This is a genomic window from Halomonas sp. LBP4 (assembly GCF_003202205.1).
Classification (GTDB): Bacteria; Pseudomonadota; Gammaproteobacteria; order Pseudomonadales; family Halomonadaceae; genus Halomonas; species Halomonas flagellata.
Map to the genome: position 1 here is coordinate 53024 of NZ_PDOG01000006.1, position 23092 is coordinate 76115.

A 23092-nucleotide genomic window follows, 5' to 3' on the forward strand; every position below is an offset into this window, starting at 1 on the left:
GGAAGTGCCCATGACGCCCGCCGAGCGCCTGAAGATCGCCGTCGACATCGCCCGGGAGGCGGGCCGATTGATCGTCGACGCCCGCAGCCGCCAGACCTTCGGCCACCGCTACAAGCAGGGCCACGAACTGGTCACCGACGTCGACGTGGCGGTCGACACCCGGATCAGCGAGCGCCTCCAGCAGCACTTCGCTGGCGAAGCGCGACTGAGCGAGGAGCTGGCCCCGGACCGCAGCAACCTGAACCGGCCCGAGCCACTCTGGGTGGTCGACCCCATCGACGGTACCGTCAATTTCGCCCACGGGCTTCGCCATGTGGCCGTCTCCATCGCCTGGGTACACGAGGGCCGCATCCGGGTCGGGGTGGTCCACGCCCCCTTCCTCGACGAGACCTTCACCGCCATCGCCGGCCAGGGCGCCTGGTGCAATGACGCGCCGATCCAGGCCAGCAAGACCGGCAACCTGCAACGCTGCCTGGTGGGCACCGGCTTCCCCTACCGCCGCGACAGCCGCCCGCCGCTGATGCGACGCCTCGCCGCGGTGCTCGACCACTGCCAGGACGTGCGCCGCAACGGCTCGGCAGCGCTGGACCTGTGCGACGTGGCCTGCGGCCGGCTCGATGCCTACTACGAGAGCGTCTCGCCCTGGGACTTCGCCGCCGGCTGGCTCATCGCCCGCGAGGCCGGCGCCCGCGCCGGACACCTCTACCCGTGCCCCGAGGGTATCCCCGAGGACCTCTACGGCGAGAACCTGCTGGTGACGAGCCCGGGCATCCACCGAGAGCTCGGCGAGCTGCTGCGTCGCGCCGACGGTGGCGAGCTGGACATCCCCTGACGCCAGGGGCCGCCCGCCGATAGTCCCCCGCAATCGGTGGCCTAGCCCCGCCCTATTGGCCAGGACAGCCGCCATCGGTCACAATGGCGGCCCGATTTGTCTTTCCCTCTTCCCCCTTGACCCCTAGCCCGTGCTCGTGACGAGCACCAGGAGATCGCTCATGTTCGTCGTCATCTTCGGTCGCCCCGGCTGCCCCTTTTGCGTGCGCGCCGTACAGCTCGCCGAAAGGCTCGAGGCCGCCAAGGCCATCGACGGCTTTCGTTACGTCGACATCCACCAGGAAGGCATCACCAAGGCCGACATGGAGAAGACCATCGGCAAGCCCGTCCACACCGTGCCGCAGATCTTCGTCGACCAGACCCATGTCGGCGGCTTCACCGAGTTCGACCGCTATGTGCGCGACCACAGCCTGATGCCCGTCGTCGGCTGATCCGACAGCCGGAACCCGCCTCGCGACGCCGCCACCCCGCCGGGTGGCGGCGTTCTGCCTTTTTCCGCCGCGTGGTAACGCGCGCCGGTCCGGAAACGTCTTTCCCTCGTTGAATGGCCCACGAGGCCCTCTGCCTATACTTTCGCCTGACACGGCCAGTTCGGGGCCGGAGGGCATCACGGACAGAGGGACATGCAAGATGCAGCGGGAAGAATTCGTTCAGCAACTGTGGCTGGACTATGTTCATCAGCACCCGGACATCGGCGGGCTGCGACTCTGGCCGATGGAGGCACCGGCGGAGTACCTCGCGATCCTCACCCTGAATCACGGCCCCTACGGCATCGATGCCCTGCTGCCGACCCTGGCCCACTTCGGCTACCGCCGCCAGCACCGTCATGCCATGGCCGACCGCGGCCTGCTGGTGTCGCTGCTCGCCCCGCCCGGCGACGCCGCCTGGCTGGTCCTGGCCGAGTTGCAGCTGGGCACGTTGTCACGCGGCCCTCGCCAGTGTCTCGAGGCGCTGGTCGCCCAGGCACCGCCGGAGGACCGCCGCGGCCAGAACCTGCTCTGTCGCGGTCGCCCCTGGCCGATGCCCGACTGGCCGACCTACCAGGCCCTGCGCCGGGCCCACCCGCTCGCCGGCTGGCTCGCGGTGATGGGGCCACGCATGCACCATGCCGGCTTCGACTGCCAGCGTCTGGGCCATGACCTCATCGACCTCGACCTGCAGATGCGCCAGGTGGGGCTGACCGGCAACCCCGATCGCCACCACGGCATCTTTCCCATCTCGCCGCTGCTCGACTATCGCTTCTATCCCACCGCGTCGCAGCGCCTGGCCTTCGCCGAGGGCGACGAACACCGCATCGAGCTGGGCGGCGTGGCGCTGGTACAGAAGCAGGTCAGCGCCAACCAGGAGCGCGCCGCCGAGCTGCTGCTACCGCACCATACCCGCTGCGAGATGTCCTGAGCCGGCCGCCACATTCATCCACAGAATCTGTGGATAACGCTGTGCAAGAGCCCGGAGAAAGCCCCGACAGGCGCCATGCCGGCCGCCTCGACCACGGAATGGTCAGTTTTTCGACAGCCGTCGACGCCGGCCCTGGAACGCACACGGCCCGGACGTCGGGCGTCCGGGCCGTGGGGTGATGCCATGCAGGCGGATCAGGCCTCGAAGGTCATCTCCGGCACGTGATCGGGGACGATCAGCTTGCCGGCGGTCTTCTCGACGATCTCCTCGACCGAGACGCCGGGAGCGCGCTCCTTGAGGATGAAGGCGCCATCCTTGATCTCCAGGTAGGCCAGGTCGGTCAGCACCCGGTTGATGCAGCCGGCGCCGGTCAGCGGCAGGCTGCACTTCTCGAGCAGCTTGGACTCGCCATGCTTGGAAGCATGCGTCATGGTGCAGATGATGTTCTCGGCACCGGCCACCAGGTCCATGGCGCCGCCCATGCCCTTGATCAGCTTGCCGGGGATCATCCAGGAGGCGATGTTGCCGTTCTGGTCGACCTCGAAGGCGCCCAGTACGGTGAGGTCCACATGACCGCCGCGGATCATCGCGAAGGACTCGGCCGATGAGAAGATCGCCGCGCCCGGGCGGGCGGTGACGGTCTCCTTGCCGGCGTTGATCATGTCCGGGTCGACTTCGGCTTCAGTTGGATAACGCCCCATGCCGAGCAGGCCGTTCTCGGACTGCAGCATGACGTCGATCCCCTCGGGGATGTAGTTGGCCACCAGGGTCGGGATGCCGATGCCCAGGTTGACGTAGAAGCCGTCTTGGAGTTCGCGCGCCACGCGCTGTGCCATCTGTTCGCGAGTGAGTGCCATCTTGTTGCCTCTTGTGTTCGGTGGAGAAGCGCCGGCCCCGGGGCCGGCCGTCGGCGGCGCAGGCCGTGCTCAGCCTTCGCGCACGGTGCGCTTCTCGATGCGCTTCTCGAAGGTGCCCTGGATGATGCGGTCGACATAGATGCCCGGGGTGTGGATCTGGTCGGGCCTGAGTTCCCCGGGCTCGACGATCTCCTCGACCTCGACCACGGTGATCCTGCCGGCGGTGGCGGCCATCGGGTTGAAGTTCTGGGCGGTGTCGCGATAGATGACGTTGCCGTAGCGATCGGCCTTCCAGCCCTTGACGATGGCAAAGTCGCCGACGACCGACTCCTCGAGGATGTAGTGGCGCCCGTCGAACTCGCGGACCTCCTTGCCCTCGCCGATCGGCGTGCCATAGCCGGTCGCGGTGTAGAAGGCGGGAATCCCGGCGCCGCCGGCACGCATCTTCTCGGCCAGGGTGCCCTGGGGGGTGAGCACCACCTCGATCTCGCCCTCCAGCATCTGGCGTTCGAACAGGGCGTTCTCGCCGACGTAGGAGGCGTAGATCCGGCTGATCTGGCGATCCTCCAGCAGCAGGCCGAGGCCGAAGCCATCCACCCCGCAGTTGTTGGAGTAGACCGTGAGGTCCTTGACGGCGCGACGCTTGATCTCGGCGATCAGGTTCTCGGGAATCCCGCAGAGCCCGAAGCCGCCGGCGATCACGGTCATGCCGCTCTCGATGCCGTCCATTGCCTCTTCATAGGAGTACACACGCTTGTCGAATCCGGCCATAGTGGCGCCTCGTGTTGTTGTGGGATGGATGAATGTCGCGGGTTGCCGTGATGTCCTGGCCCAGTGTTGTTCGCGGCGATATATTTGTTAAGTTTGTTTTTCTTATCGATTAATAAAACAATGACATAAATTGAACCTTGGTAGCATGCCATGACCGTCAAACAGCTTCGCGCCTTTCTCGCCGTGGCCCAGACCCTGAGCTTTACCCAGGCCTGCGAGCACCTCCACCTCTCGCAACCGGCGCTGAGCCTGGCGGTCAAGGGGCTCGAGGAGAGCCTCGGCGGCCGCCTGCTGATCCGCACCACGCGCAGCGTGCGCCTGACGCCGGAGGGCGAGTCCCTGGTGCCACTGGCCAAGCGCCTGCTGGCCGACTGGGACAACGCCGAAGAGGTGATGCGCCAGCACTTCACCCTGCAACTGGGGCGGGTGGCGCTGGCTGCCATGCCCTCCTTCGCCTGCAACCAACTGCCAACGGCGCTGATGGCCTTCCGCTGTCGCCACCCGCGCATCAAGGTGACGGTGCATGACGTGATCAACGAGCAGGTGATCGACATGGTGCGCCATCAGCGCGTCGAGCTGGGTATCGCCTTCGAGCCCGACGCCAGCGACGGACTGGCGTTCACGCCGCTGTTCGAGGACCGTTTCGTGGCAGTGGTACCGGCGGATTCACCGCTGGCCGAAGCGACGACGGCGTGCTGGGCCGAGCTGCTGCGTCATGAGTTCATCACCCTGCAACGCCCCTCCATGGTGCGCCTGCTGCTCGAGCACGAACTGGCGGTCCAGGGGATCGAGCTGCCGGTCGCCTTCGAGAGCCATCAGCTGGTGACCGTGGGGCGCATGGTGGCCAGTGGCCTGGGGGTCAGTGCCGTCCCCGCACTTTGCCGCCAACAGATGCACGAACTGGGCGGGCATTGCCTGGCACTCACCGACCCGGTGATCGCCCGGCCGGTGGGCGTGCTGAGCCCCGCGGGCCGGGAACTGTCGGTGGCCGCCCAGGCACTGCAGGAGATCCTGGCGGCCACCCTGTCCTCGGCCGACACGTGCCGATAGCTGCTACGTTTCTAGTCAGGAGAGCATAGCAACACATCTAGTCAGGAGAGCATAGCAACACATCTAGTCAGGAGAGCATAGCAACACAGCGAGGCAACCATGGCCACTCCCCTCTGGCGACCGGATCCCCTGCGCCGCGAGGCCAGCCGGCTGGCCGCCCTGATGCACGAACTGGCAGCCGATACCGGCCTCCCCTTCACCGACTATGCCGACCTGCATGCCTGGAGTCTGAACCACCCGGAGACCTTCTGGTCGCGGGTCTGGACGCTGGGAGCGATCGGTGAACCGGGACAGCGGGTGCTGGAGAACCCCACGGCGATGCCCGGGGCGCGCTGGTTCCCCGAGGCGCGCCTCAACTTTGCCGCCAACCTGCTGCGCCGCCGCGACGACACCCCGGCGCTGATCGCCTGCGACGAGCGGGGACGGCGCCAGGAACTCAGCCACGCCGAGCTCCATGACCAAGTGGCCCGCCTGGCCCGGGCCCTGCGTGACAGCGGCGTGGAAGCCGGCGACCGAGTGGCGGGTCTGGTGCCCAACAGCGAGCATGCGGTGATCGCCATGCTGGCTGCCGCCAGCCTCGGCGCCGTCTGGTCCTCCTGCTCGCCGGACTTCGGTGTCCAGGGAGTGCTCGACCGCTTCGGCCAGATCGAACCCAAGGTGCTGGTCGGCTGCGACGGCTATCACTGGAACGGCAAGGCGATCGCCCTCCACGACCGCCTGAAGGCACTCGCTGCCCAACTGCCGAAACTCGAGCGGCTGGTGCTCTTCCCCTTCCTCGATCCCGAGGCCGCCCCCGAGACCCATGGCATCGACGAGGCCGTGGCCTGGGACGACTACCTCGCGGCGCCTGGCGAGCCGCTCGAGTTCATCGCACTGCCCTTCGATCATCCGCTCTACATCCTCTACTCCTCCGGCACCACCGGCAGGCCCAAGTGCATCGTCCACGGCGCCGGCGGCACCCTGTTGCAGCACCTCAAGGAGCACCGCCTGCATTGCGACCTGGGCGAGGGGGACGTGCTCTTCTACTACACCACCTGCGGCTGGATGATGTGGAACTGGCTGGTCTCGGGGCTCGCCTCGGGCGCCATCCTGGTGCTCTACGACGGCTCCCCCTTCGCCCCCGACCCGGCCGCACTGTGGCGACTCGCCGAACACGAGGGCGTGACCTGCTTCGGCACCAGCGCCCGCTACCTGACCGCCTGCGCCAAGGATGGACTGCGCCCGGGGCGCGACCACGACCTCTCGGCCCTGAGGACGCTGCTCTCGACCGGCTCGGCGCTGCCCCACGAGACCTTCGACTACGTCTACCGGGCGATCAAGGAGGACCTGCTGCTGGCCTCCATCTCCGGAGGCACCGATATCGTCTCCTGCTTCGCCCTGGGCTGCCCGATTCGTCCCGTCTACCGCGGCCAGCTGCAGTGCCGCGGCCTGGGCATGGCGGTGGCGGTCTACGACGCGACCGGCAAGCCCTGTGCCGTGGGCGAGAAGGGCGAACTGGTCTGCACCCAACCCTTTCCCTCCATGCCACTGGGCTTCTGGAACGATCCGGACGGCAAGCGCTACCACGCCGCCTACTTCGACCGTTTCCCCGGGGTCTGGGCCCATGGCGACTATGCCGAGCTCACCGCGGAGGACGGCCTGATCATCCACGGTCGCGCCGATACCGTGCTCAACCCCGGCGGCGTGCGCATCGGCACCGCCGAGATCTACCGCCAGGTGGACAAGGTGGACGAGGTGCTGGAGTCGCTCTGCATCGGCCAGCAGTGGCAGGACGACGTACGCGTGGTACTCTTCGTCCGCCTGCGCGACGGCCTGACCCTGGACGATGCGTTGCGCCAGCGCATCCGCGACACCATCCGCACCCACGCCTCGCCCCGCCACGTCCCGGCCAGGATCCTCCAGGTGGATGACCTGCCATGCACCCGCTCCGGCAAGCTGGTGGAGCTGGCGGTCCGCGACGTCGTCCATGGCCGGCCGGTGGCCAACATCGAGGCGCTGGCCAATCCCGAGGCCCTGGCCCAGTTCGAGGACCTGCCGGAACTGCGCGAGTAGCTGGCCCGCCTTGCCTCCCGGTCGCCCCCGACCGCCGAACCCTGGCAGGGCAATCGCCGTTGGACATGACGGGGACAGGTCGGCACCGAGCGTCAAACTAACTGCGATGGCCCTGGCCCGACCACCAGGTGGCTGGGCAGCCCGGGCGCCATGCAGTAGGATTAGCCGGCTCGGCACCCCGGGGTGTCGGCGGAATCACCTAGCCGGTGCACTAAGGAGAGCGCATGCCGTTCCTCAAGGGCCTCGTCAGCAGCCTGCTGCTGGCCCTCACCACCCTCGTCTGGGGTATCCCGCTCGTCGTGCTGACCCTGGTCAAGCTGGTCACCCCCGGGCGCCGCCTGCGCCGCCTGGTGCTCAAGGGCCTCAACGAGGTGGCGCTGCGCTGGGTGGGTTCCAACCTCTGGTGGATGCGCCGCTGGCTCAAGCCCACCCTTGACATCCAGCTCCCCGAGGGGCTCTCCCGCGACCAGTGGTGGCTGGTGCTCTCCAACCATCGTAGCTGGACCGACATCTTCCTGCTGTTCTTCGCCCTGCATCGCCGCCTCCCCATGCCCCATTTCTTCGTCAAGCGCCAGCTGATCTGGATCCCCATCGTCGGCCTGGCCTTCTGGGCCATGGAGTTCCCCATGCTGCGCCGCCTGACCCGCGAACAGCGCGAGCGGCATCCGCATCTGGCCCGGCGCGACCGGGAAGCCACCGAGCGCATGTGTCGCCATGCCCGCGAGCGCCCCATCGCCATCTACAACTTCGTCGAGGGCACCCGCTTCACCCCCGCCAAGCATGCCGCCCAGGACTCCCCCTACCGCCACCTGCTGCGGCCCCGGGCCGGCGGCATCGCCCAGGTGCTGGGCCTGCTCGGCGACCGTCTCGGTGGTATCCTCGACGTGACCCTGCACTACGACAACCCGCGCCCCACCTTCTGGGGCTACCTCTGCGGAGAGGAGGGGCCGGTGACCCTGACCGCCCGGCGCCTGGAGGTGCCCACCTGGATGGTGAAGGGCGACTACCACGACGACCCGAACTACAAGGAACGCTTCCACTCATGGCTGAACGCCCTGTGGCAGGACAAGGACGCCTCGCTCTCGCCCTGACCCTGATCGTGCTGCTGCTGGCCGGCTGCGCCGGTCGCGGCGGCGAGGTGCAGCGCGGCAGCGACCCCGGCACGTCCGGACACTGGGTCACGGTCCAGCGCGGCGACACCCTGGGCGCTATCGCCCGGCGTGGCGGCGTGCCGCTCGAGCGGCTGCAGCGCTTCAACCCCGGGGTCAACGCCCGTCGCCTGGCCGTCGGCCAGCGGCTGCTGATGCCGACCCATCAGGAGCGTGCCCCCTCCGGCGGCCCTTATCGCTATCAGGTTCGCCCCGGCGACACCTATGCCGGCATCGCCCGGCGCTTCAACACCCGGGTATCACGTCTCCAGGCCGCCAACCCCGGGGTGGAGCCCACCGCCCTGCGAATCGGCCAGATCATCCGGGTACCGCTCACCGGGAGTGCTCCCAGCGCCCCCGCCCCCACTGCGGCCAGTGCCGGCGGCGGGGGCTCGAACCGCAGCAGCGCTGGCAGCCCGCCTGCCCGGGCCAGCCTCCCGGACCCCGGCGAGCTGCCCGCCTCGGCCCGCAACTGGCCCTGGCCGCTGGACGACTACCGCGTCGTGCGCCGCTTCGGCGCCGACAGCCGCGGCACCCTGCAGCCGATGCTGCTGGCCACCGGCCGCGGCGCCCGGGCCAGGTCGGTGGCCGACGGCGAGGTGCGCTTCGCCAACAGCATGCGCCAGCTCGGCCAGGTGGTGATCGTCCATCATGCCGACAACCTGCAGAGCGTCTATGCGCTGTGCGAAAGGCCGTTGGTGGGCAACGGTGACCGGGTCAGCCGGGGCAATGAGGTGTGCGAGGTGGGCTACAGCAACGCCACCGAGCGCTTCGACCTGCTCTTCGACCTGCGTCACGGTGGCAAGCCCATCGACCCACGCCGGATACTCCGTTGAGCCGGCCGGCGTCACCGTCTCTTCACCCCGGTGTCGTCGTCCTGTCATCTCCGGCGGCCATCCTCGGTTCCTGACAGGGCCCCTTCGGGCCCGCGACGGGACGAGGAGAGTCATGCGCATCTGCCTGGTCAGCGAGACCTGGTCCCCCGACATCAACGGGGTCGCCCACACCCTGGGGCAGCTCGGTCGTGAGTTGCATCGCCACGACCACGCCCTCCAGCTGATCCGCCCCCGGCCGGTCGCCGCCGACGCCCCCCGCGCCGAGGGCATGGAAGCCGAGCTGCGGGTGCGGGCCGTCCCCCTGCCGGGCTACCGCGAGGTCCGCTTCGGCCTGCCCGCCACCCGGGCCATCGTGCGGCTGTGGCACCAGCAGCGCCCCGACGTCGTCTACCTGGCGACCCAAGGGCCGCTCGGCTGGTCGGCCCAGCGTGCGGCCCGGCTGCTGTCGATCCCGGTGGTCGGCGGCTGGCATACCAACTTCGACCACTACTGCCGCGACTATGGCCTGCCCTGGCTGGCACCGCTGGTCACCCGGCGGCTGCGCACCTTCCACAATCGCTGTGCCGCCACCCTGGTGCCGACCCGGCGGCAGGCCGGCGCGCTCGCCGCCCGGGGCTTCGAGAACCTGAGGGTGATGGGCCGGGGCATCGACGGCGAGCGCTTCTCGCCTGTCCACCGCGATCCCGGGCTGCGACGGCACTGGGGCGGCGACGAGCACCGGCCGGTGGCGCTGCATGTGGGCCGCCTGGCGCCGGAGAAGAATCTCGACCTGCTGCGCGAGACCTTCCTCGCCATGCTCGATGCGCGGCCCGACCTGACCCTGGTCGTGGTCGGCGACGGCCCCGGCCGGGCGACGCTGCAGAGGGCCTTGCCCGACGCCCACTTCACCGGCTTCATCGACCGCGACGCCCTGGTCCGCCACTACGCCAGCGCCGACCTCTTCGTCTTCCCCTCGATCTCCGAGACCTGGGGCAATGTGGTGCTGGAGGCCATGGCCAGCGGCCTGGGGGTGGTGGCCTTCCGCCACGCCGCCGGCGCCGAGCTGATCGACGACGACATCAACGGCGTGAGCCTGCCGGTGGGCGACGAAGCCGGCTTCCGCGAGGCCGCGGTCCGTCTCTGCCAGCAACCCGCCCGCTACGCCCGGCTGGGACGCGCCGCCCGCCGGAGGGCCCTGCAGTTCGGCTGGTCATCGATCGCCGATGACTTCCTCGACGCCCTGACCCATGCCCGGGAGGCGACCCATGAAACCGCGCGCCCCTGCCGTGTTTGAACGGCTCGACCTGCTCGAATGGCAGCTCTGTCAACGCCTGGCCCGCCTCAGCCTGCACCGCCCCTGGCTGGCCATCCTGCGCCTGGCCAGCCGTCTCGGTGACTGGCCGGCGTGGGTGGCGCTGATCCTGGTCCAGCCGCTGCTCCATGGCCCGCGGGGCGGCTGGCTGATGGCCCAGTACGCCGCCACCGCCCTGCTCGCCATCGTCGTCTACCGGTTGATCAAGACCCGCTTCTGCCGTGAGCGCCCCTTCATCACCTTCAAGCACGCCATCGCCTGCACCGAACCGGCCCGGGATCGCTACAGCTTTCCCAGCGGCCACACCATGCATGCGGTGATGTTCTGCACTTTCACGGCCGCCCATGCCCCCTGGCTGCTGCCCGTGATCGTGCCGCTGACGCTGCTGATCGCCCTCTCCCGTGTCGGCCTCGGCCTGCACTACCTCAGCGACGTCGCGGCCGGGGCGATGATCGGTTACGGCTTCGCCCTGGCGAGCCTGTCGCTCGCGACCTGAGCCTGGCGGCCGGCCGGGGCCCGTGGCATGCTGGTGGCATGAGCGACTGCCACCCTGTCGGCGGCGAGACGCTGCTCGATGCGCCCCTGCTCATGCGCTTCGATGCCCTGCTCGGCGAGCCCGACGCCGGCCGGGCACTGGAGCGGCTCGACCGCGAACTCGCCTGGCAACGGCCTCGGTTGCGGCTCTACGGCCGCGAGCACCCGATTCCCCGTCGCCAGGTGTGGATGGGCTCCCCGGACGCCCACTACCGCTATTCGGGGCGGGACTTCACCCCCGCCCCCTGGCACCCCGAGGTCGCCAGGATTCGCGAGGCGGTGATCGCCCGCCTGGCCCTGGCCGGCCTCGACGTCGACTTCAACAGCGTGCTGCTCAACCGCTACCAGGGCGGTGGGGAGCGCATGGGCTGGCACAGCGACGACGAGCCCGAACTGGGCCCCGAGCCGCTGATCGCCGCGGTGAGCCTGGGCGCCGCTCGCCCCCTGCGCTTTCGCTGGAAGCAACGGGAACATGAAGGGTTCAACGCCTGGCTTCCCCACGACAGCCTGCTGCTGATGGGCCCCGGCGTGCAGCGACGGCTGCAGCATGCGCTGTTGCCGCGCCGGATTCCCGGGCTACGGATCAGCCTCACCTTTCGCCGCATCGCCCCCTGAGCGTCGGACCTGGCCCGTCACCGGCACCTGGCGGTAGAGGCCCCAGAGGATCGCCAGCAGCAGGCCGTAGACCAGCCCACCCGCCGGATAGGCCAGGAAGCTGTAGGTGAGCCCGAAGCCGAGGAAGGCCACCGGCAGCAGGATGCCCGCCATCGCCAGGGCCCGGCGCTCACGCGCAGCGCTGCGGATACCGCCGAGGAACAGCCAGAGGGGCACCAGGTAGAGGGCAAGCAGGGTGAGCAACCCCGGCAGCCCGCGCTTCGCCCAGGCGTCGAGCAGGTCGTTGTGGGCGTGCCAGAAACGCCCCAGGGCCGGATGCTGCAGCCCCGCCGCCCCGCGGTCGCGCATCGCCTGCCGATACCCGCGCGCCCCCCAGCCGACCAGCGGACGCTCGGCGATCAGCCGCATCGCCCCCTGCCACATCTCGACCCTGGCGCTCACCGAGGTCATCTCCGGGTCCCCGGCCAGGTACTCCTCCAGGCTAGCGACGGCATTATCGACGCGCCGCTCCACGCCTGTCTGCGGGGTGACATAGAGCCCTGCCACCAGCAGCACCAGCAGCCCGAACCCGGCCAGCCGCCAGCGCGTCGCCAGCCGCGGGCCATAGCCGCGATAGAGCACCCAGAGCGCCAACGGCAGCCCGACCCAACCGCCCCGGGAGCCGGACAGCGCCGAGGTCATCAGCCCGGCGAGCCCCCCCACGGCAAGCAGCAGCATCCAGCGCCGGCGCTGCTCCCGGCCGAAGGCCCAGCACAACCCGGCCAGGCAGATCAGGCCGGCGAGCAGGCCCAGGTTGCCGAACAGGATGGCATGCAGCGGCTCGTGGCCATTGACTCGCGAGGCGTTCTCGACGAGCCGTTGCCACACCGCCCAGCCCCCGGTCGCCAGGCTGCCGGCAGCGACGCCGCCCCACAGCCAGGCCGAGGATACCCGGAGCCGTGACAGCGCCACCAGGGCCAACAGGGCCAGCCATACCGGCGCGGCTTCCTTCAGCCCGCGGAGTCCCTCGTCGTGCCAGGGCCCGGCGATCACCCAGCTCAGCCCGTAGCACAACAGCACCGCCATGACCCAGCGATCCTGGCGCCGGGGAAAGGGCAGCGGCGGCCGCTCACCCGAGAGCAAGGCGGCCAGCCCCAGCAGCAACGGCACGATGGCCAACGCCCACCAGGGCAGGACAAGAAACCCGAGCCCGAAAAACGCCAATGCCATGCCCGCGAGGCGGGCATGGCATTGGTCTTGTCGATCATGCGCCAACCGGGCGAGCCGTCCCGGCACCGTTCGATGCTGTCCGTCGTCGATCATGGCCTCTGTTCGTCCGCTGAATCGGTTGCCGTTCCGGGCCGCCCATGCCCGGTCGCCATCCTGGCAACCCCCGGGTGCCCGCCGAGACTCTTCTGACCAGCATAGACGGCCAAGGGTGCCCCGACACAGCGGAGGGGACACTCGGGAGCCCGCAAGCCTCACTCCACGGTCACCGACTTGGCCAGGTTGCGGGGCTGATCGACGTCGGTGCCGCGCACCACCGCCACATGATAGGAGAGCAACTGCAGGGGCAGGGTGTAGACGATCGGCGCCAGGTACTGGCAGCACGCCGGCACGCTGACCACCGCCTGGCCCTCCTCGGCGCGAATCCCGGCATCCGGGTCGGCGAACACCAGCAACTGGCCGCCGCGGGCCCGCACCTCCTGCAGGTTGGAGCGCAGTTTCTCCAGTTGCGGGGACATCGGCGCTACCGCCACTACCGGCATCCGCTCGTCGATCAGCGCGAGCGGGCCGTGCTTGAGCTCGCCGGCGGCATGGGCCTCGGCGTGGATGTAGGAGATCTCCTTGAGCTTGAGCGCCCCCTCCAGAGCGATGGGCATCTGGCTGCCGCGACCCAGGAAGAGGGCATGCTGCCGGTCACCGAAGCCACCGGCGAGCCGGGCGATCTCCCCATCCAGCGCCAGGGTGTCGCCCAGCAGGGTGGGCAGATAGCGCAGCCGGCGGACCAGGCGGGCGGTGAGCGCGGGATCGCCGTCGCGCACCTGGCGCAGCGCGAGGGTGACCAGCATCAGGGCGGTGAGCTGGGTGGTGAATGCCTTGGTCGAGGCGACACCGATCTCTGGCCCGGCGTGGGTCATCAGCGCCAGGTCGGACTCCCGTACCAGGGAGCTGCCGGGGACGTTGCAGATCGCCAGGCTCCCGGCATAGGCCCCCGCGCCCTGCCGGCGGCGGGCATGGCGCAGGGCGGCCAGGGTGTCGGCGGTCTCGCCGGACTGCGACAGCGTCAGGAACAGGGTGCCGGGCTGGGCCACCACCTCCCGGTAGCGGTATTCCGACGCGACCTCCACCTGGCAGGGCACGCCGGCCAGCTCTTCCAGCCAGTAGCGGGCCACCAGGCCGGCATGGTAGCTGGTGCCGCAGGCGACGATGTGCACCTGGCGCGTCGCCGCGAGCAGGGGCTCGGCGTCGGGGCCCAGGGCCTCGACGAGCACCCGGTCGCCGCCCAGGCGCCCCTCGAGGGCGTTGGCCACCGCCACCGGCTGCTCGTGGATCTCCTTGAGCATGTAGTGGGCGAACTCGCCCTTGCCCACCGCCTGGTCGGCGTGTTCGTAGCGCGCCACGGGGCGGACCACGGGGCGCCGGCCGCCCTCCGGGTAGCGCGCCAGCACCTCGCAGCCATCGCGGGTGGCGATCACCAGGTCACCGTCCTCCAGGTAGACGAAGCGGTCGGTGACCGGCAGGAGCGCCAGCGGGTCGGACCCCAGGTAGTGGCCGTGTTCGCCGATGCCCACCACCAGGGGGCTGCCCTGCCGCGCCCCGATCACCCGGTCGGGTTCGTCGGCATGGATCACTCCCAGGGCATAGGCTCCCTCGAGGGCCTCTACCGCCCGCTCGACGGCGTCCCGCAGCCTCCGGCCGCCGTGCATCTCGCGTTCGACCAGGTGGGCGATCACCTCGGTGTCGGTCTGCGAGGCGAAGGCGTAGCCGTCGGCCTCCAGCTCGGCCCGCAGGGCCCGATGGTTCTCGATGATCCCGTTGTGCACCACGGCGATGCGGCCCGAGACATGGGGGTGGGCATTGTCCTGGCTGGGCCGGCCATGGGTGGCCCAGCGGGTATGGGCCACCCCGGTCATGCCGACCAGGGGGGCACCGGCGAGCACGGCCTCCAGCGCCGCCACCTTGCCCACCTCGCGGGCGCGGCCCAGCTTGCCGGCTCGCTCCACCAGGGCTACCCCGGCGGAGTCATAGCCCCGGTACTCGAGACGCTTCAGACCTTCCATCAGTACGGGCAGGACATTGTCCGACCCGACGGCTGCAACGATGCCACACATGTTGGCTCCTCCATGAACAGCGCCCCGGGACGCCCCGGGGGCGTGATGCGGTTATCGGTATGACGGGCTTGCGAGGCGGCGACACCCCTCCCGGTGGTACCGCCCTTCCTGCCTCAGGCCTGGCCCTGGCGCTCGAGTGCCGGGCGCAGGCGGGTGACCGGTGCCGGTGGCCGGGCGTCCGCAGGCGCCGCGGCCTTTTCCAGCCACACCAGGTCGACGATCGTGCCCTGGGGGCGGTAGGCGGTGGGCGCCTCCAGCAGCAGCTCGCGGATGTCGTCGTGGCGGAAGGCGCGGCAGGCCTGGAAGAGCCGCTCGAGGAAGGCCTCGAGCCGCGGCCACTCCCAGCACACCTCCCGGGCGGTCATGATGCGGGGATGCGAGGTGGGGGCGACGTCATCGCCCACCAGCAGCTCCTCGAAGAGCTTCTCGCCGGGACGCAGGCCGCTGCAGGCGATGGCGATGTCGCCATCCGGGTGGCGCTCGTCACGCACCCTGAGCCCCGAGAGCCGGACCATCTGGCGGGCCAGCTCGGCGATCTTCACCGGCTCGCCCATGTCGAGCACGAAGACATCCCCGCCACGGGCCATGGCGCCGGCCTGGATCACCAGCTGGGCGGCTTCGGGTATGGTCATGAAATAGCGGGTGATCTCGGGATGGGTCAGGGTGATCGGTCCGCCGGCCTGGATCTGGCGGCGGAACAGCGGCACCACCGAACCGCTGGAGCCGAGCACGTTGCCGAAGCGCACCATGCAGAACAGGGTCCGGTGCTGATGCCCGGCCAGGGACTGGCAGACCAGCTCGGCGAGCCGCTTGCTCGCGCCCATGACGTTGGTGGGCCGTACCGCCTTGTCGGTGGAGACCAGCACGAAGGTCTCGACCCCGGCGGCGATGGCGGCCCGCGCGGTCTCGAGGGTACCGAAGACGTTGTTGCGAATGCCCTCCACCACATTGTGCTCGACCATCGGCACATGCTTGTAGGCCGCGGCGTGGTAGACGGTCTGGACGGCGAAGGCCTTCATCACCGTCTCCAGGCGCGAACGGTGCTGCACCGAGCCGAGCAGTGCCTTGATGCACACCTCGAGCCCCTCGGCCTCGGCGATCTGGTGCAGCTCCTGCTCGATGCGGTAGAGGCTGAACTCCGAGAGGTCCAGCAGCAGCAGGCGCACCGGGCCATGACGCAGGATCTGGCGACACAGCTCCGACCCGATGGAACCGCCGGCGCCGCTGACCATGACCACCTTGCCGCGGATATTGGCATCCATCAGTGCCGGATTCGGCGGTACCGGGTCGCGGCCCAGCAGGTCCTCCACCGCCACGTCGCGCACTTCGCTGATGCGGGCGCGGCCGCTCACCATGTCGGCCACCCCGGGGATGGTCTGCACCGGGAAGCCCTGGGGCTCGAGGTCGGCGAGGATCTCGCGACGACGCTCCCGGCTGACGCTGGGGATGGCCAGCAGCACCCGCTCGGCGCCGTAGGTGTCCGCCAGGTAGCCCAGTTGGCGTGGCGGATAGACCTTGAGCCCCTCGATGAAGGTGGTCTGCACGCTGTGGGCGTCATCGACGAAGGCGATCGGCAGGTACTCCTGGCCATGGCGCAGCGACACCGCCAGCTGGCGCCCGGCCGCCCCGGCGCCGTAGATCACCACCCGCTGCTTGTGGCGGATCTGGTTGCGCAGGTAGATCGCGCGCAGCCCGAACCGCACCCCGCCGATGGTCAACAGCGCCAGCATGGCATAGATGAAGGGGACCGAACGGGGAATGCCCAGCGCGAACAGGTAGCTGGCCAGCGGCAGCGACAGCGCCGAGACGCTCACGCCGATGAACACCGCGCGGATCGCCTTGTGGCCCATGTAGCGGATCACCGCCCGGTAGAAGCCGAGCCGCATGAAGATCGCCAGGCTCAGCGGAATCATCGCCAGCAGGGCCGCCCAGGTGCGCGCCTCGCCCAACGGGGCCCAGTCCTCGAGGCGCAGCAGCATCGCCAGCAGGAAGCTGAAGGCGATCAGCGCGCAGTCCGCCAGCAGCTGAATGGTGCGCTTGCGCCTGCGCGGCAGGCGAAACAGCGATTGCAGCAGATCTCTCATGGTCGTCTCTCCGTGACGGGGCGGGGCCCGATGCCCCTGCCCGGCGCTGTCTCACTGCCTGCCGCAGGCCCGCGACATCACCTCGCCCAGCACCGTGCAGCTCCTGTCGATCTCGGCCTCGTTCAGCGTGGGGTGGCAGAGGAACATCAGGCTGGTCTCGCCGAGCTCGCGGGCCACCGGCAGTGCCCGGGCCGGCCGCCAGCCGGTGCCGTCGAAGGCCTTCTCGCGGTACACCTCGGAGCAGGAGCCCGAGAAGCAGGGCACGCCGCGCGCGACGATCTCGGCGATGATGCGGTCCCGGCTCCAGCCCGGTGCGAGTCGCTCCGGCTCGACGAAGACGTAACACTTGTAGGCGGCGTGCTCGATATGGCCGGGTACCGCCGGCACGCGCAGCCCGGGGCTCTCGCCCGCGGCCTGCCAGATACGCTCGGCATTGGCACGGCGGGCGGCCGTCCACGCGGGCATGCGCGCGAGCTGGATCCGGCCGATGGCGGCCTGCATCTCGGTCATGCGCCAGTTGGTGCCGAAACTCTCGTGCAGCCAGCGGAACCCCGGCGGGTGCTCGCGTTCGTACACCGCCTCCCAACTCTTGCCGTGGTCCTTGTAGGCCCACAGGCGCTGCCACAAGCCGCGGTCGCTGGTGGTGACCATGCCGCCCTCGCCGCCGGTGGTCATGATCTTGTCCTGGCAGAACGACCAGCAGCCCACCTGGCCCAGGCAACCGACGCTGCGCCCGCGGTAGCGGGCGCCATGGGCCTGGGCACAATCCTCGATGACGTAGAGACCATGCCGGTCGGCCAGGGCCGTCAGCGCCTCCATCTCGCAGGGCCAGCCGGCCAGGTGCACGGCGAGGATCGCGCGGGTATTCGGGGTGAGCTTCGCGGCCACGCTCTCGGCGGTGACGTTCTGGCTGTCGCGGTCGACGTCGGCGAAGACCGGCACCGCCCCGGCGGTGACGATGCTCGAGGCCGAGGCGAGGAAGGTACGCGAGGTGACGATCACCTCATCGCGTCCTGCCCCCTCGCCCTCGCCGATGCCCAGGCCCTTGAGCGCCAGGTCCAGGGCGGTGGTGCCGTTGGCGACGGCGACCGCATATTCGCTGTCGGCGAAACGAGCGAACTCGCGCTCGAAGTCGCGGCCTTCCCGGCCGGTCCAGTAGTTCACCCGGTTGGAGCGCAGCACGCGCTGCACGGCTCCGGCCTCCTCCTCGGTAAAGGCGGGCCAGGGGGAAAAGGGTCCGTTGAGCATCATGATTCTCCTTGTGAGGTGGCCAGCCTGAGGCGACGCGCCCGGGCGGCCCGGTCCATGTCCTTGTCATCGCTGCCGCGACGCTCGCCGGGAGCAACCGTGCGGGGGTCGTCATCAGCGTCCGCGGCGGTGGGCCCACTACCACTGCCCAGCGGGCGAGCCGGGACGCCCGCCACGGTGAGGTGGTCGGCAATGTCGCCGACCACGGCGGCTCCTGCCCCCACCATCACGCCCTCACCGATGGTCACACCCTGCCTCACCGAGGCGCCCACCCCGATCCAGCTGCGGTGGCCGATGTCGACGTCCCCCGCCACGTTGGCCCCCGGCGCCACATGGACGCAGCGGCCCAGCCGACAGTCGTGGTCCAAGGTGGCGCCGGAATTGACGATGCAGCCCGGGCCGAGCACGGCGCTGGCATTGATCACGGCACCGGCCACCACCACGCAGCCCGGCGACAGCCGTGCCAGGGGACTGACAATGGCGCGGGGATGCACCAGGGTGACGAGGCGGGCGCCATGGGCGGCAAGGGACTCGAGCTTGGCGTCGCGCACGCCGTTGTGGCCGATCGCCACCACCACACCGTCGAAGGTGCGCAGGTCATCGAGGAGCATGGCCAGGGTACCCCGCACCGCCCAGTGCTCGTGACGGCTTCGGGAGGGCCAGGCATCGTCGTAGAAGACCACCTCCCGCCACCCGACCTGGGCGGCGATGTCCGCCACCACCTTGCCGTGGCCACTGGCACCGAGGATGGCGAGGCGTCGGCGACTAGTCATGGCGGCCTCCACGGAACTCGGGCATGGCGACATCGCCGTCATGGGCGATGCCCTCGCGCACCACCACCTTCCTGACCGTGAGCAGCAGGATGCGCAGGTCGAGCCTCAGTGAATGGTGATCCACGTACCACACGTCGAGATCGAACTTCTCGTTCCAGCTCAGTGCATTGCGGCCATTGACCTGGGCCCAGCCGGTCACGCCGGGGCGCACCTCGTGGCGGCGAGCCTGCCAGGCGTCATAGCGCGGCAGGTACTCCATCAGCAGCGGACGCGGGCCGACCAGGCTCATGTCCCCCTTGAGCACGTTCCACAGCTCCGGCAGCTCGTCGAGGCTGCTGGCACGCAGCCATTGTCCGAACCGGGTCAGGCGCTCCGCGTTGGGCAGGGGATCGCCCGCGCCGTCGTACGCCTCGCGCATGGTGCGGAACTTGATCATCCGGAACGGCCGGCCATGCAGCCCCGGCCGTGTCTGGCGGAACAGCACCGGCGCACCGAGCCTGAGCCGCACCAGCAGGGCCACCACCGCCAGCAACGGCGACAGCAGCACCAGGGCGACCAGGGCGACGAGAATGTCGAGCAGTCGTTTCATCGTTCTTCTTCCATGACGTCGTTCATCACGCCGGCCAGCCGGCCGGCCAGGATCCGGTAGTCGTAGACGGATTCCATGTGCTCACGACCGGCGAGCCCCTGTACCGCGCGCTCCTCGGGCGACAGAGCGACCAGGGCCAGGATCGCCTCGGCCAGCGCCTCGGGATCCTCCGGCGGCACCGTGATGCCGGCCCCGGCGTCAGAGACCGGGTCGTTCACCGCAGCGGAGGCGATGATCACCGGGCGTGCCGCGGCCATGTAGTCGAACAGCTTGTTCATGCTGATGCCGAAGCGGTAGAGCCGCGGCAGGTCGCGCACCGTGATCACGAAGGCGTCGGCCTCCCGGGCCAGCGCCGGGATCTCGCGCTTGGGCACCGCGGGCTCGAAGCGCACCCAGCGCCCGTCGAGGCCGAGTCGCGTCGCCTGGCGTTGCAGCGCCTCCTTGGCCGGACCCTCGCCGATCAGCCGCAGTTGCACCGGTGCGCCGGTGCCCTGTTGCATCGCCTTGACCCGGCCCATCGCCTCGAGCAGCACCTCCAGGCCGTTGGCCTCGCCGTGCCCGCCGAAGTACATCAGCGACAGCGGCATCTCCGGCGGACGCCGGGGCGGCGGGACGGGATCCGGGTAGTCGTCCAGGTCGACGCCGTTGGAGAGCCATACCACCCGTTCGGCCGGCACGCCCCGGGGGACGATGTAGTCCCGTGCCCGGGGCAGCAGCGTGAGCACGCGCCAGGCGCGCCGGTAGAGGAAGGTCTCGAGGGTACGCATGGCCCGGGTGGCCGGGCTGCCGTCGCGCAGCCGCCCCATGTCGATCAGGGTCTGGGGCCAGAGGTCGCGCACCTCGAACACGAAGGGCACCCGGTGACGCCTGGCCAGCCACCAGCCGGCCAGGGCGGCGAAGGGGTGCACGCTGGAGCCGATGATCAGGTCGGGACGCTCGAGGCCGGCCAGGCGCGCGGGACGAATCGCCTGCCGTGCATACTCGAGCATGCTCTTCATGCGCCCGCCGCCGTTGCCACGGTAGGCCGAGGTGCGCAGCCAGAGGAAGTCGACACCATCGAAGCTCTCGAGCCGCGCCGGCTCGCCCTCCTCGAGCCGTTGGTGTCCGCTCGGGTGGTCGACGCTGGCGGCGATCAGGCTGGCGCGCCAGCCATGGGCGGGCAGATGACGGGCCAGTTGGAAGTGCCGCACCCCCCCCGCCGAGTCCGGGTGCTTGGCATAGTGGTTGAGTATCCAGACGTGCTTCATGCCGCCACCCCGTCGCGAGAGAGGCTGCGGTAGGTCTCCAGTAGCTTGCGTTCCTCCTGCTGCCAGTTGTAACGCTCGGCCACGGCCCGCCGGCCGTTGGCCCCCATCTCATGGGCCCGTACCGGATTGGCCACCAGGAAGTCGATGGCCTCGGCAATTGCCGCGGGGTCGAGCGGATCGACACAGAGGCCGCAGTCGTTGCCCTCGACGATCTCGCGCCACAGCGGGAAGTCGGAGGCGATCACCGGCAGCCCGGCGCTCATGTACTCGAACATCTTCACCGGCAGCGCATCGAGGTAGTTGATCACCGGATGCAGGGTGACGAGCCCGGCGAGCGAGCTGCCCATGACGCGCCGCACCCCGTCGCGGTCCAGGTAGCCGAGGGCCTCGACCCGTGCCCAGCCGGCATAGGTCATCACCTCCTGCTCCACGGCCGGTTCGCTGAAACCGCCGGCCAGCTGCAGCCGGCACTCCTGGTCCACCGCCTCCATGGCGCGCACGATCTCGCGGATGCCTCGGATCGCGGCGATGCTGCCCACGTAGCAGACCGAGGGGGGCTCCCCGGGCGAGGCCGCGAGGGTCGTGTCCGGTGCACCCGCCAGCTCTCCCTGCATGGGGAAGTTGTTGACGTCCACCACCCTGGGGTGGAAGGTCCGGAAGCCGTCGCGGATGAAGGGGGTCGCGGCGACGATGGCGTCGAACCGGCGACAGGCCCGACGCTGGTAGAGGTCCACCCCGCGGGAGAGCAGCTTGCGCGTGGTATCGCCCAGGTAGTGCTTGGCCAGGACCTGGCGTGGCAGGTCCTCGTGGGCGTCATAGACAACCGTCTTGCCCAGTCGCTTGAGGCGACGGCCGATCGGCATCAGCTCCGGGTCGTGGAGGTGGTAGAGGTCGGCGTCCAGCAGCCGGGCGCGGTCGAAGACGCGGCGGGTGGTCTTGAGGATGCGATTCAGCCGCCCGGGCAGCTTGCCGACGTCGGAGATCGCCACGCCCTCGCGCTGCTCGTCGCCGCGGCCGTCGGCCACCACCAGGGTCACCTGATGGCCGGCCGCCGCCAGCGAACGGCACTGCTTGAGGAAGATCCGCGTGTCATGGCGGGGATGGGCGGAAGTCAGGTGTGCCACTTTCATGATCGTCTCGTCCTTGTGATTCGTCGACAGCCTCTTGCTGCCCCTGGGGTTCAAGACCGCTTTCAAGATCGTGCCCGCGACTCCCGTCGGACGCCGGGATCTCGCCTTCCGTGGCCCGCCGCGTGCAGGCCAGGGCATTGGCGAAGGCCCCCCAGCCCAGCGCCGGCAGCGGCCAGAACACCGGCTTGGCCAGCACGATCAGCAGCAGGCAGACGAAGTTGATGGAGAAGGCGAATACCCACCAGGCGCGGGAGTCGCCACGCAGGACCAGGCGGTGGGCCGAGCCGATGAAGGCCACCACGGTCATGCCGACATAGAGGGCGAAGCCGAGCAGCCCGTAGTTGACCCAGCTCGAGAGCATGCTGTGGGCATAACCGCCGGTACTGCCGGTGGCGCTGATGTGGCCGCCGAACTGACCCAGCCAGGGATTCGCCAGGATCTGCGCCAGGGCGCGGTCGCCGAGATGCTGACGCGCCGTCCAGGAGCTGGTACCCGACAGGTCGAACACCTGCAGCTGGCGGGTGCCGGACATGGCCTCGAACTGGTTGGCCACGACCAGCACCCCGAGGGCCAGCACCGCCAGCAGGGTCAACAGGTACTTGGCACTCGTTCCGGCCCACACCAGCAGCAGGAGCGTCACCAGGGCCAGGAAGCCATAGAGCTCGGAACGAGCCCCCAGCACGAACATCACGAAGGCGCCCAGCAGGATCAGGGTGGCGCGGGCCAGGGCACCGCGGCTCACGGCGATCAGGAACACCAGCAGCACCAGGGCGCTGCGGGCATAGCCCTGGTAGGTGGAGACGCTGTCGCCGTCGCCATCGCTCTCCACGAACTGGCGGGCGAAGAACATCAGTTCGCCGGTGGTGGCGACGAAGAACAGCAGGTAGCCGGCGACCAGCAGGAAGGCGCTCCAGAAGGCCCGCGCCAGGGCCGGCGAGTCCAGCGGCACCCGGTAGCCCATCACGAACAGCACCGCCCACAGCACCACCGTCTCCAGCGACTGGATCATCGCCGCGCGCAGCGCACTGCCTCCCTGCAGGCCGTAGCTGGCAACCGACCAGCACAGCACATAGGCGAAGAAGGCCATGACCAGCAACGCGAATCCCCGGGTAGCGGAGAACATGACGTGGCGTTGCGACGGCAGCACCACCACATAGATGCCGAACATCAGCACCGATACCACCCCGAACAACCCGCCCAGGAAAGCCGGCATCGCCCCCAGGACCACCAGGGTGTGGTAGATCATGAAGCCCGGGAACAGCACGAAGAAGCCGACGCTGGAGGCGCGTGCGGCCATCCCGTCACCGGAAAGGATCATGCGACG

Annotated in this window: 21 protein-coding genes; 10 read left to right on the plus strand and 11 right to left on the minus strand. The window is 69.7% G+C overall.

The features are described from left to right. Positions 1-10: 10 nt before the first annotated feature. The 3 genes from CR157_RS17810 to CR157_RS17820 all read left to right on the plus strand — a co-directional run bounded on the left by CR157_RS17810 (position 11) and on the right by CR157_RS17820 (position 2229). Positions 11-832: an inositol monophosphatase family protein gene (locus CR157_RS17810; RefSeq protein WP_110284890.1), complete on the plus strand. Its 822-nt coding sequence runs from the start codon at positions 11-13 to the stop codon at positions 830-832. 160 nt (positions 833-992) lie between these two features. Beyond that, the gene (locus tag CR157_RS17815; RefSeq protein ID WP_110284891.1) at positions 993-1262 is read left to right on the plus strand and encodes a GrxA family glutaredoxin; all 270 of its coding nucleotides are present in this window, start codon (positions 993-995) and stop codon (positions 1260-1262) included. A gap of 199 nt (positions 1263-1461) precedes the next feature. Continuing rightward, positions 1462-2229 (plus strand): DUF1338 domain-containing protein, encoded by a 768-nt coding sequence (locus CR157_RS17820; protein ID WP_110284892.1) that lies wholly within the window; start codon positions 1462-1464, stop codon positions 2227-2229. A 194-nt stretch (positions 2230-2423) separates the two neighbouring features. On the opposite strand, the gene CR157_RS17825 is transcribed toward CR157_RS17820, so the two are convergent. Together CR157_RS17825 and CR157_RS17830 are read right to left on the minus strand one after the other, a co-directional pair. Then, positions 2424-3086, minus strand: coding sequence for a CoA transferase subunit B (locus CR157_RS17825; protein WP_110284893.1), 663 nt, complete (start codon positions 3084-3086; stop codon positions 2424-2426). Positions 3087-3155: 69 nt separating this feature from the next. Next, complete coding sequence (locus CR157_RS17830; protein WP_110284894.1) at positions 3156-3857, minus strand: CoA transferase subunit A; 702 nt, start codon at positions 3855-3857, stop codon at positions 3156-3158. 150 nt (positions 3858-4007) lie between these two features. Between CR157_RS17830 and CR157_RS17835 the strand changes: the two genes are divergently transcribed. The 7 genes from CR157_RS17835 to CR157_RS17865 all read left to right on the plus strand — a co-directional run bounded on the left by CR157_RS17835 (position 4008) and on the right by CR157_RS17865 (position 11383). Then, entirely contained in the window at positions 4008-4907 is a 900-nt protein-coding gene (locus CR157_RS17835; RefSeq protein WP_110284895.1) for a LysR family transcriptional regulator, read from the plus strand. Between the two features lie 99 nt (positions 4908-5006). Further along, positions 5007-6959: an acetoacetate--CoA ligase gene (locus tag CR157_RS17840; RefSeq protein WP_110284896.1), complete on the plus strand. Its 1953-nt coding sequence runs from the start codon at positions 5007-5009 to the stop codon at positions 6957-6959. 224 nt (positions 6960-7183) lie between these two features. Further along, positions 7184-8050 (plus strand): acetyltransferase, encoded by an 867-nt coding sequence (locus tag CR157_RS17845; protein ID WP_110284897.1) that lies wholly within the window; start codon positions 7184-7186, stop codon positions 8048-8050. Further along, positions 8002-8943: a LysM peptidoglycan-binding domain-containing protein gene (locus tag CR157_RS17850; RefSeq protein WP_110284898.1), complete on the plus strand. Its 942-nt coding sequence runs from the start codon at positions 8002-8004 to the stop codon at positions 8941-8943. Before CR157_RS17845 ends, CR157_RS17850 begins: the two co-directional genes overlap by 49 nt. A gap of 112 nt (positions 8944-9055) precedes the next feature. Further along, positions 9056-10216 carry a glycosyltransferase family 4 protein gene (locus tag CR157_RS17855; RefSeq protein ID WP_110284899.1) on the plus strand — a complete coding sequence of 387 codons (1161 nt, stop codon included), beginning with the start codon at positions 9056-9058 and terminating at the stop codon, positions 10214-10216. Then, positions 10188-10730, plus strand: coding sequence for a phosphatase PAP2 family protein (locus CR157_RS17860; protein WP_110284900.1), 543 nt, complete (start codon positions 10188-10190; stop codon positions 10728-10730). The genes CR157_RS17855 and CR157_RS17860 overlap by 29 nt, the downstream gene beginning before the upstream one ends. A gap of 38 nt (positions 10731-10768) precedes the next feature. Beyond that, on the plus strand, positions 10769-11383 hold the full coding sequence (locus CR157_RS17865; RefSeq protein WP_110284901.1) for an alpha-ketoglutarate-dependent dioxygenase AlkB family protein: 615 nt from the start codon (positions 10769-10771) through the stop codon (positions 11381-11383). On the opposite strand, the gene CR157_RS17870 is transcribed toward CR157_RS17865, so the two are convergent. From CR157_RS17870 to CR157_RS17910, 9 genes are all read right to left on the minus strand, one after another. Next, positions 11345-12685: an O-antigen ligase family protein gene (locus CR157_RS17870; protein WP_146218733.1), complete on the minus strand. Its 1341-nt coding sequence runs from the start codon at positions 12683-12685 to the stop codon at positions 11345-11347. The two genes, CR157_RS17865 and CR157_RS17870, sit on opposite strands and share 39 nt — an antisense overlap. 158 nt (positions 12686-12843) lie before the next feature. Then, positions 12844-14697: a glutamine--fructose-6-phosphate transaminase (isomerizing) gene (gene glmS, locus CR157_RS17875; RefSeq protein WP_110284903.1), complete on the minus strand. Its 1854-nt coding sequence runs from the start codon at positions 14695-14697 to the stop codon at positions 12844-12846. Between the two features lie 113 nt (positions 14698-14810). Next, positions 14811-16781, minus strand: coding sequence for a polysaccharide biosynthesis protein (locus CR157_RS17880; RefSeq protein WP_110284904.1), 1971 nt, complete (start codon positions 16779-16781; stop codon positions 14811-14813). A 51-nt stretch (positions 16782-16832) separates the two neighbouring features. Next, a complete protein-coding gene (locus tag CR157_RS17885) occupies positions 16833-18029 on the minus strand; it encodes a DegT/DnrJ/EryC1/StrS family aminotransferase (RefSeq protein WP_110284905.1) in 1197 nt (398 codons plus the stop codon). After that, entirely contained in the window at positions 18029-18802 is a 774-nt protein-coding gene (locus CR157_RS17890; RefSeq protein WP_110284906.1) for an acetyltransferase, read from the minus strand. The genes CR157_RS17885 and CR157_RS17890 overlap by 1 nt, the downstream gene beginning before the upstream one ends. Further along, on the minus strand, positions 18795-19391 hold the full coding sequence (locus tag CR157_RS17895) for a sugar transferase (RefSeq protein WP_110284907.1): 597 nt from the start codon (positions 19389-19391) through the stop codon (positions 18795-18797). The genes CR157_RS17890 and CR157_RS17895 overlap by 8 nt, the downstream gene beginning before the upstream one ends. Beyond that, entirely contained in the window at positions 19388-20638 is a 1251-nt protein-coding gene (locus tag CR157_RS17900; protein ID WP_110284908.1) for a glycosyltransferase family 4 protein, read from the minus strand. The genes CR157_RS17895 and CR157_RS17900 overlap by 4 nt, the downstream gene beginning before the upstream one ends. Further along, positions 20635-21768, minus strand: coding sequence for a glycosyltransferase family 4 protein (locus tag CR157_RS17905; protein WP_110284909.1), 1134 nt, complete (start codon positions 21766-21768; stop codon positions 20635-20637). Before CR157_RS17905 ends, CR157_RS17900 begins: the two co-directional genes overlap by 4 nt. Further along, positions 21728-23086: a hypothetical protein gene (locus tag CR157_RS17910; protein ID WP_110284910.1), complete on the minus strand. Its 1359-nt coding sequence runs from the start codon at positions 23084-23086 to the stop codon at positions 21728-21730. The genes CR157_RS17905 and CR157_RS17910 overlap by 41 nt, the downstream gene beginning before the upstream one ends. Between the last annotated feature and the right edge of the window lie 6 nt (positions 23087-23092).

What these genes read in the sequence shown, in the direction of transcription:
- CR157_RS17835 (WP_110284895.1), top strand. Translation starts at nt 4,008, where the DNA reads ATGACCGTCAAACAGCTTCGCGCCTTTCTCGCCGTGGCCCAGACCCTG.
- CR157_RS17885 (WP_110284905.1), bottom strand. Translation starts at nt 18,029, where the DNA reads ATGCTCAACGGACCCTTTTCCCCCTGGCCCGCCTTTACCGAGGAGGAG.
- CR157_RS17830 (WP_110284894.1), bottom strand. Translation starts at nt 3,857, where the DNA reads ATGGCCGGATTCGACAAGCGTGTGTACTCCTATGAAGAGGCAATGGAC.
- CR157_RS17825 (WP_110284893.1), bottom strand. Translation starts at nt 3,086, where the DNA reads ATGGCACTCACTCGCGAACAGATGGCACAGCGCGTGGCGCGCGAACTC.
- CR157_RS17895 (WP_110284907.1), bottom strand. Translation starts at nt 19,391, where the DNA reads ATGAAACGACTGCTCGACATTCTCGTCGCCCTGGTCGCCCTGGTGCTG.
- CR157_RS17880 (WP_110284904.1), bottom strand. Translation starts at nt 16,781, where the DNA reads ATGAGAGATCTGCTGCAATCGCTGTTTCGCCTGCCGCGCAGGCGCAAG.
- CR157_RS17850 (WP_110284898.1), top strand. Translation starts at nt 8,002, where the DNA reads ATGGCTGAACGCCCTGTGGCAGGACAAGGACGCCTCGCTCTCGCCCTG.
- CR157_RS17890 (WP_110284906.1), bottom strand. Translation starts at nt 18,802, where the DNA reads ATGACTAGTCGCCGACGCCTCGCCATCCTCGGTGCCAGTGGCCACGGC.
- CR157_RS17840 (WP_110284896.1), top strand. Translation starts at nt 5,007, where the DNA reads ATGGCCACTCCCCTCTGGCGACCGGATCCCCTGCGCCGCGAGGCCAGC.
- CR157_RS17865 (WP_110284901.1), top strand. Translation starts at nt 10,769, where the DNA reads ATGAGCGACTGCCACCCTGTCGGCGGCGAGACGCTGCTCGATGCGCCC.
- CR157_RS17905 (WP_110284909.1), bottom strand. Translation starts at nt 21,768, where the DNA reads ATGAAAGTGGCACACCTGACTTCCGCCCATCCCCGCCATGACACGCGG.
- CR157_RS17860 (WP_110284900.1), top strand. Translation starts at nt 10,188, where the DNA reads ATGAAACCGCGCGCCCCTGCCGTGTTTGAACGGCTCGACCTGCTCGAA.
- CR157_RS17870 (WP_146218733.1), bottom strand. Translation starts at nt 12,685, where the DNA reads ATGATCGACGACGGACAGCATCGAACGGTGCCGGGACGGCTCGCCCGG.
- CR157_RS17845 (WP_110284897.1), top strand. Translation starts at nt 7,184, where the DNA reads ATGCCGTTCCTCAAGGGCCTCGTCAGCAGCCTGCTGCTGGCCCTCACC.
- CR157_RS17820 (WP_110284892.1), top strand. Translation starts at nt 1,462, where the DNA reads ATGCAGCGGGAAGAATTCGTTCAGCAACTGTGGCTGGACTATGTTCAT.
- glmS (WP_110284903.1), bottom strand. Translation starts at nt 14,697, where the DNA reads ATGTGTGGCATCGTTGCAGCCGTCGGGTCGGACAATGTCCTGCCCGTA.
- CR157_RS17910 (WP_110284910.1), bottom strand. Translation starts at nt 23,086, where the DNA reads ATGATCCTTTCCGGTGACGGGATGGCCGCACGCGCCTCCAGCGTCGGC.
- CR157_RS17900 (WP_110284908.1), bottom strand. Translation starts at nt 20,638, where the DNA reads ATGAAGCACGTCTGGATACTCAACCACTATGCCAAGCACCCGGACTCG.
- CR157_RS17810 (WP_110284890.1), top strand. Translation starts at nt 11, where the DNA reads ATGACGCCCGCCGAGCGCCTGAAGATCGCCGTCGACATCGCCCGGGAG.
- CR157_RS17855 (WP_110284899.1), top strand. Translation starts at nt 9,056, where the DNA reads ATGCGCATCTGCCTGGTCAGCGAGACCTGGTCCCCCGACATCAACGGG.
- CR157_RS17815 (WP_110284891.1), top strand. Translation starts at nt 993, where the DNA reads ATGTTCGTCGTCATCTTCGGTCGCCCCGGCTGCCCCTTTTGCGTGCGC.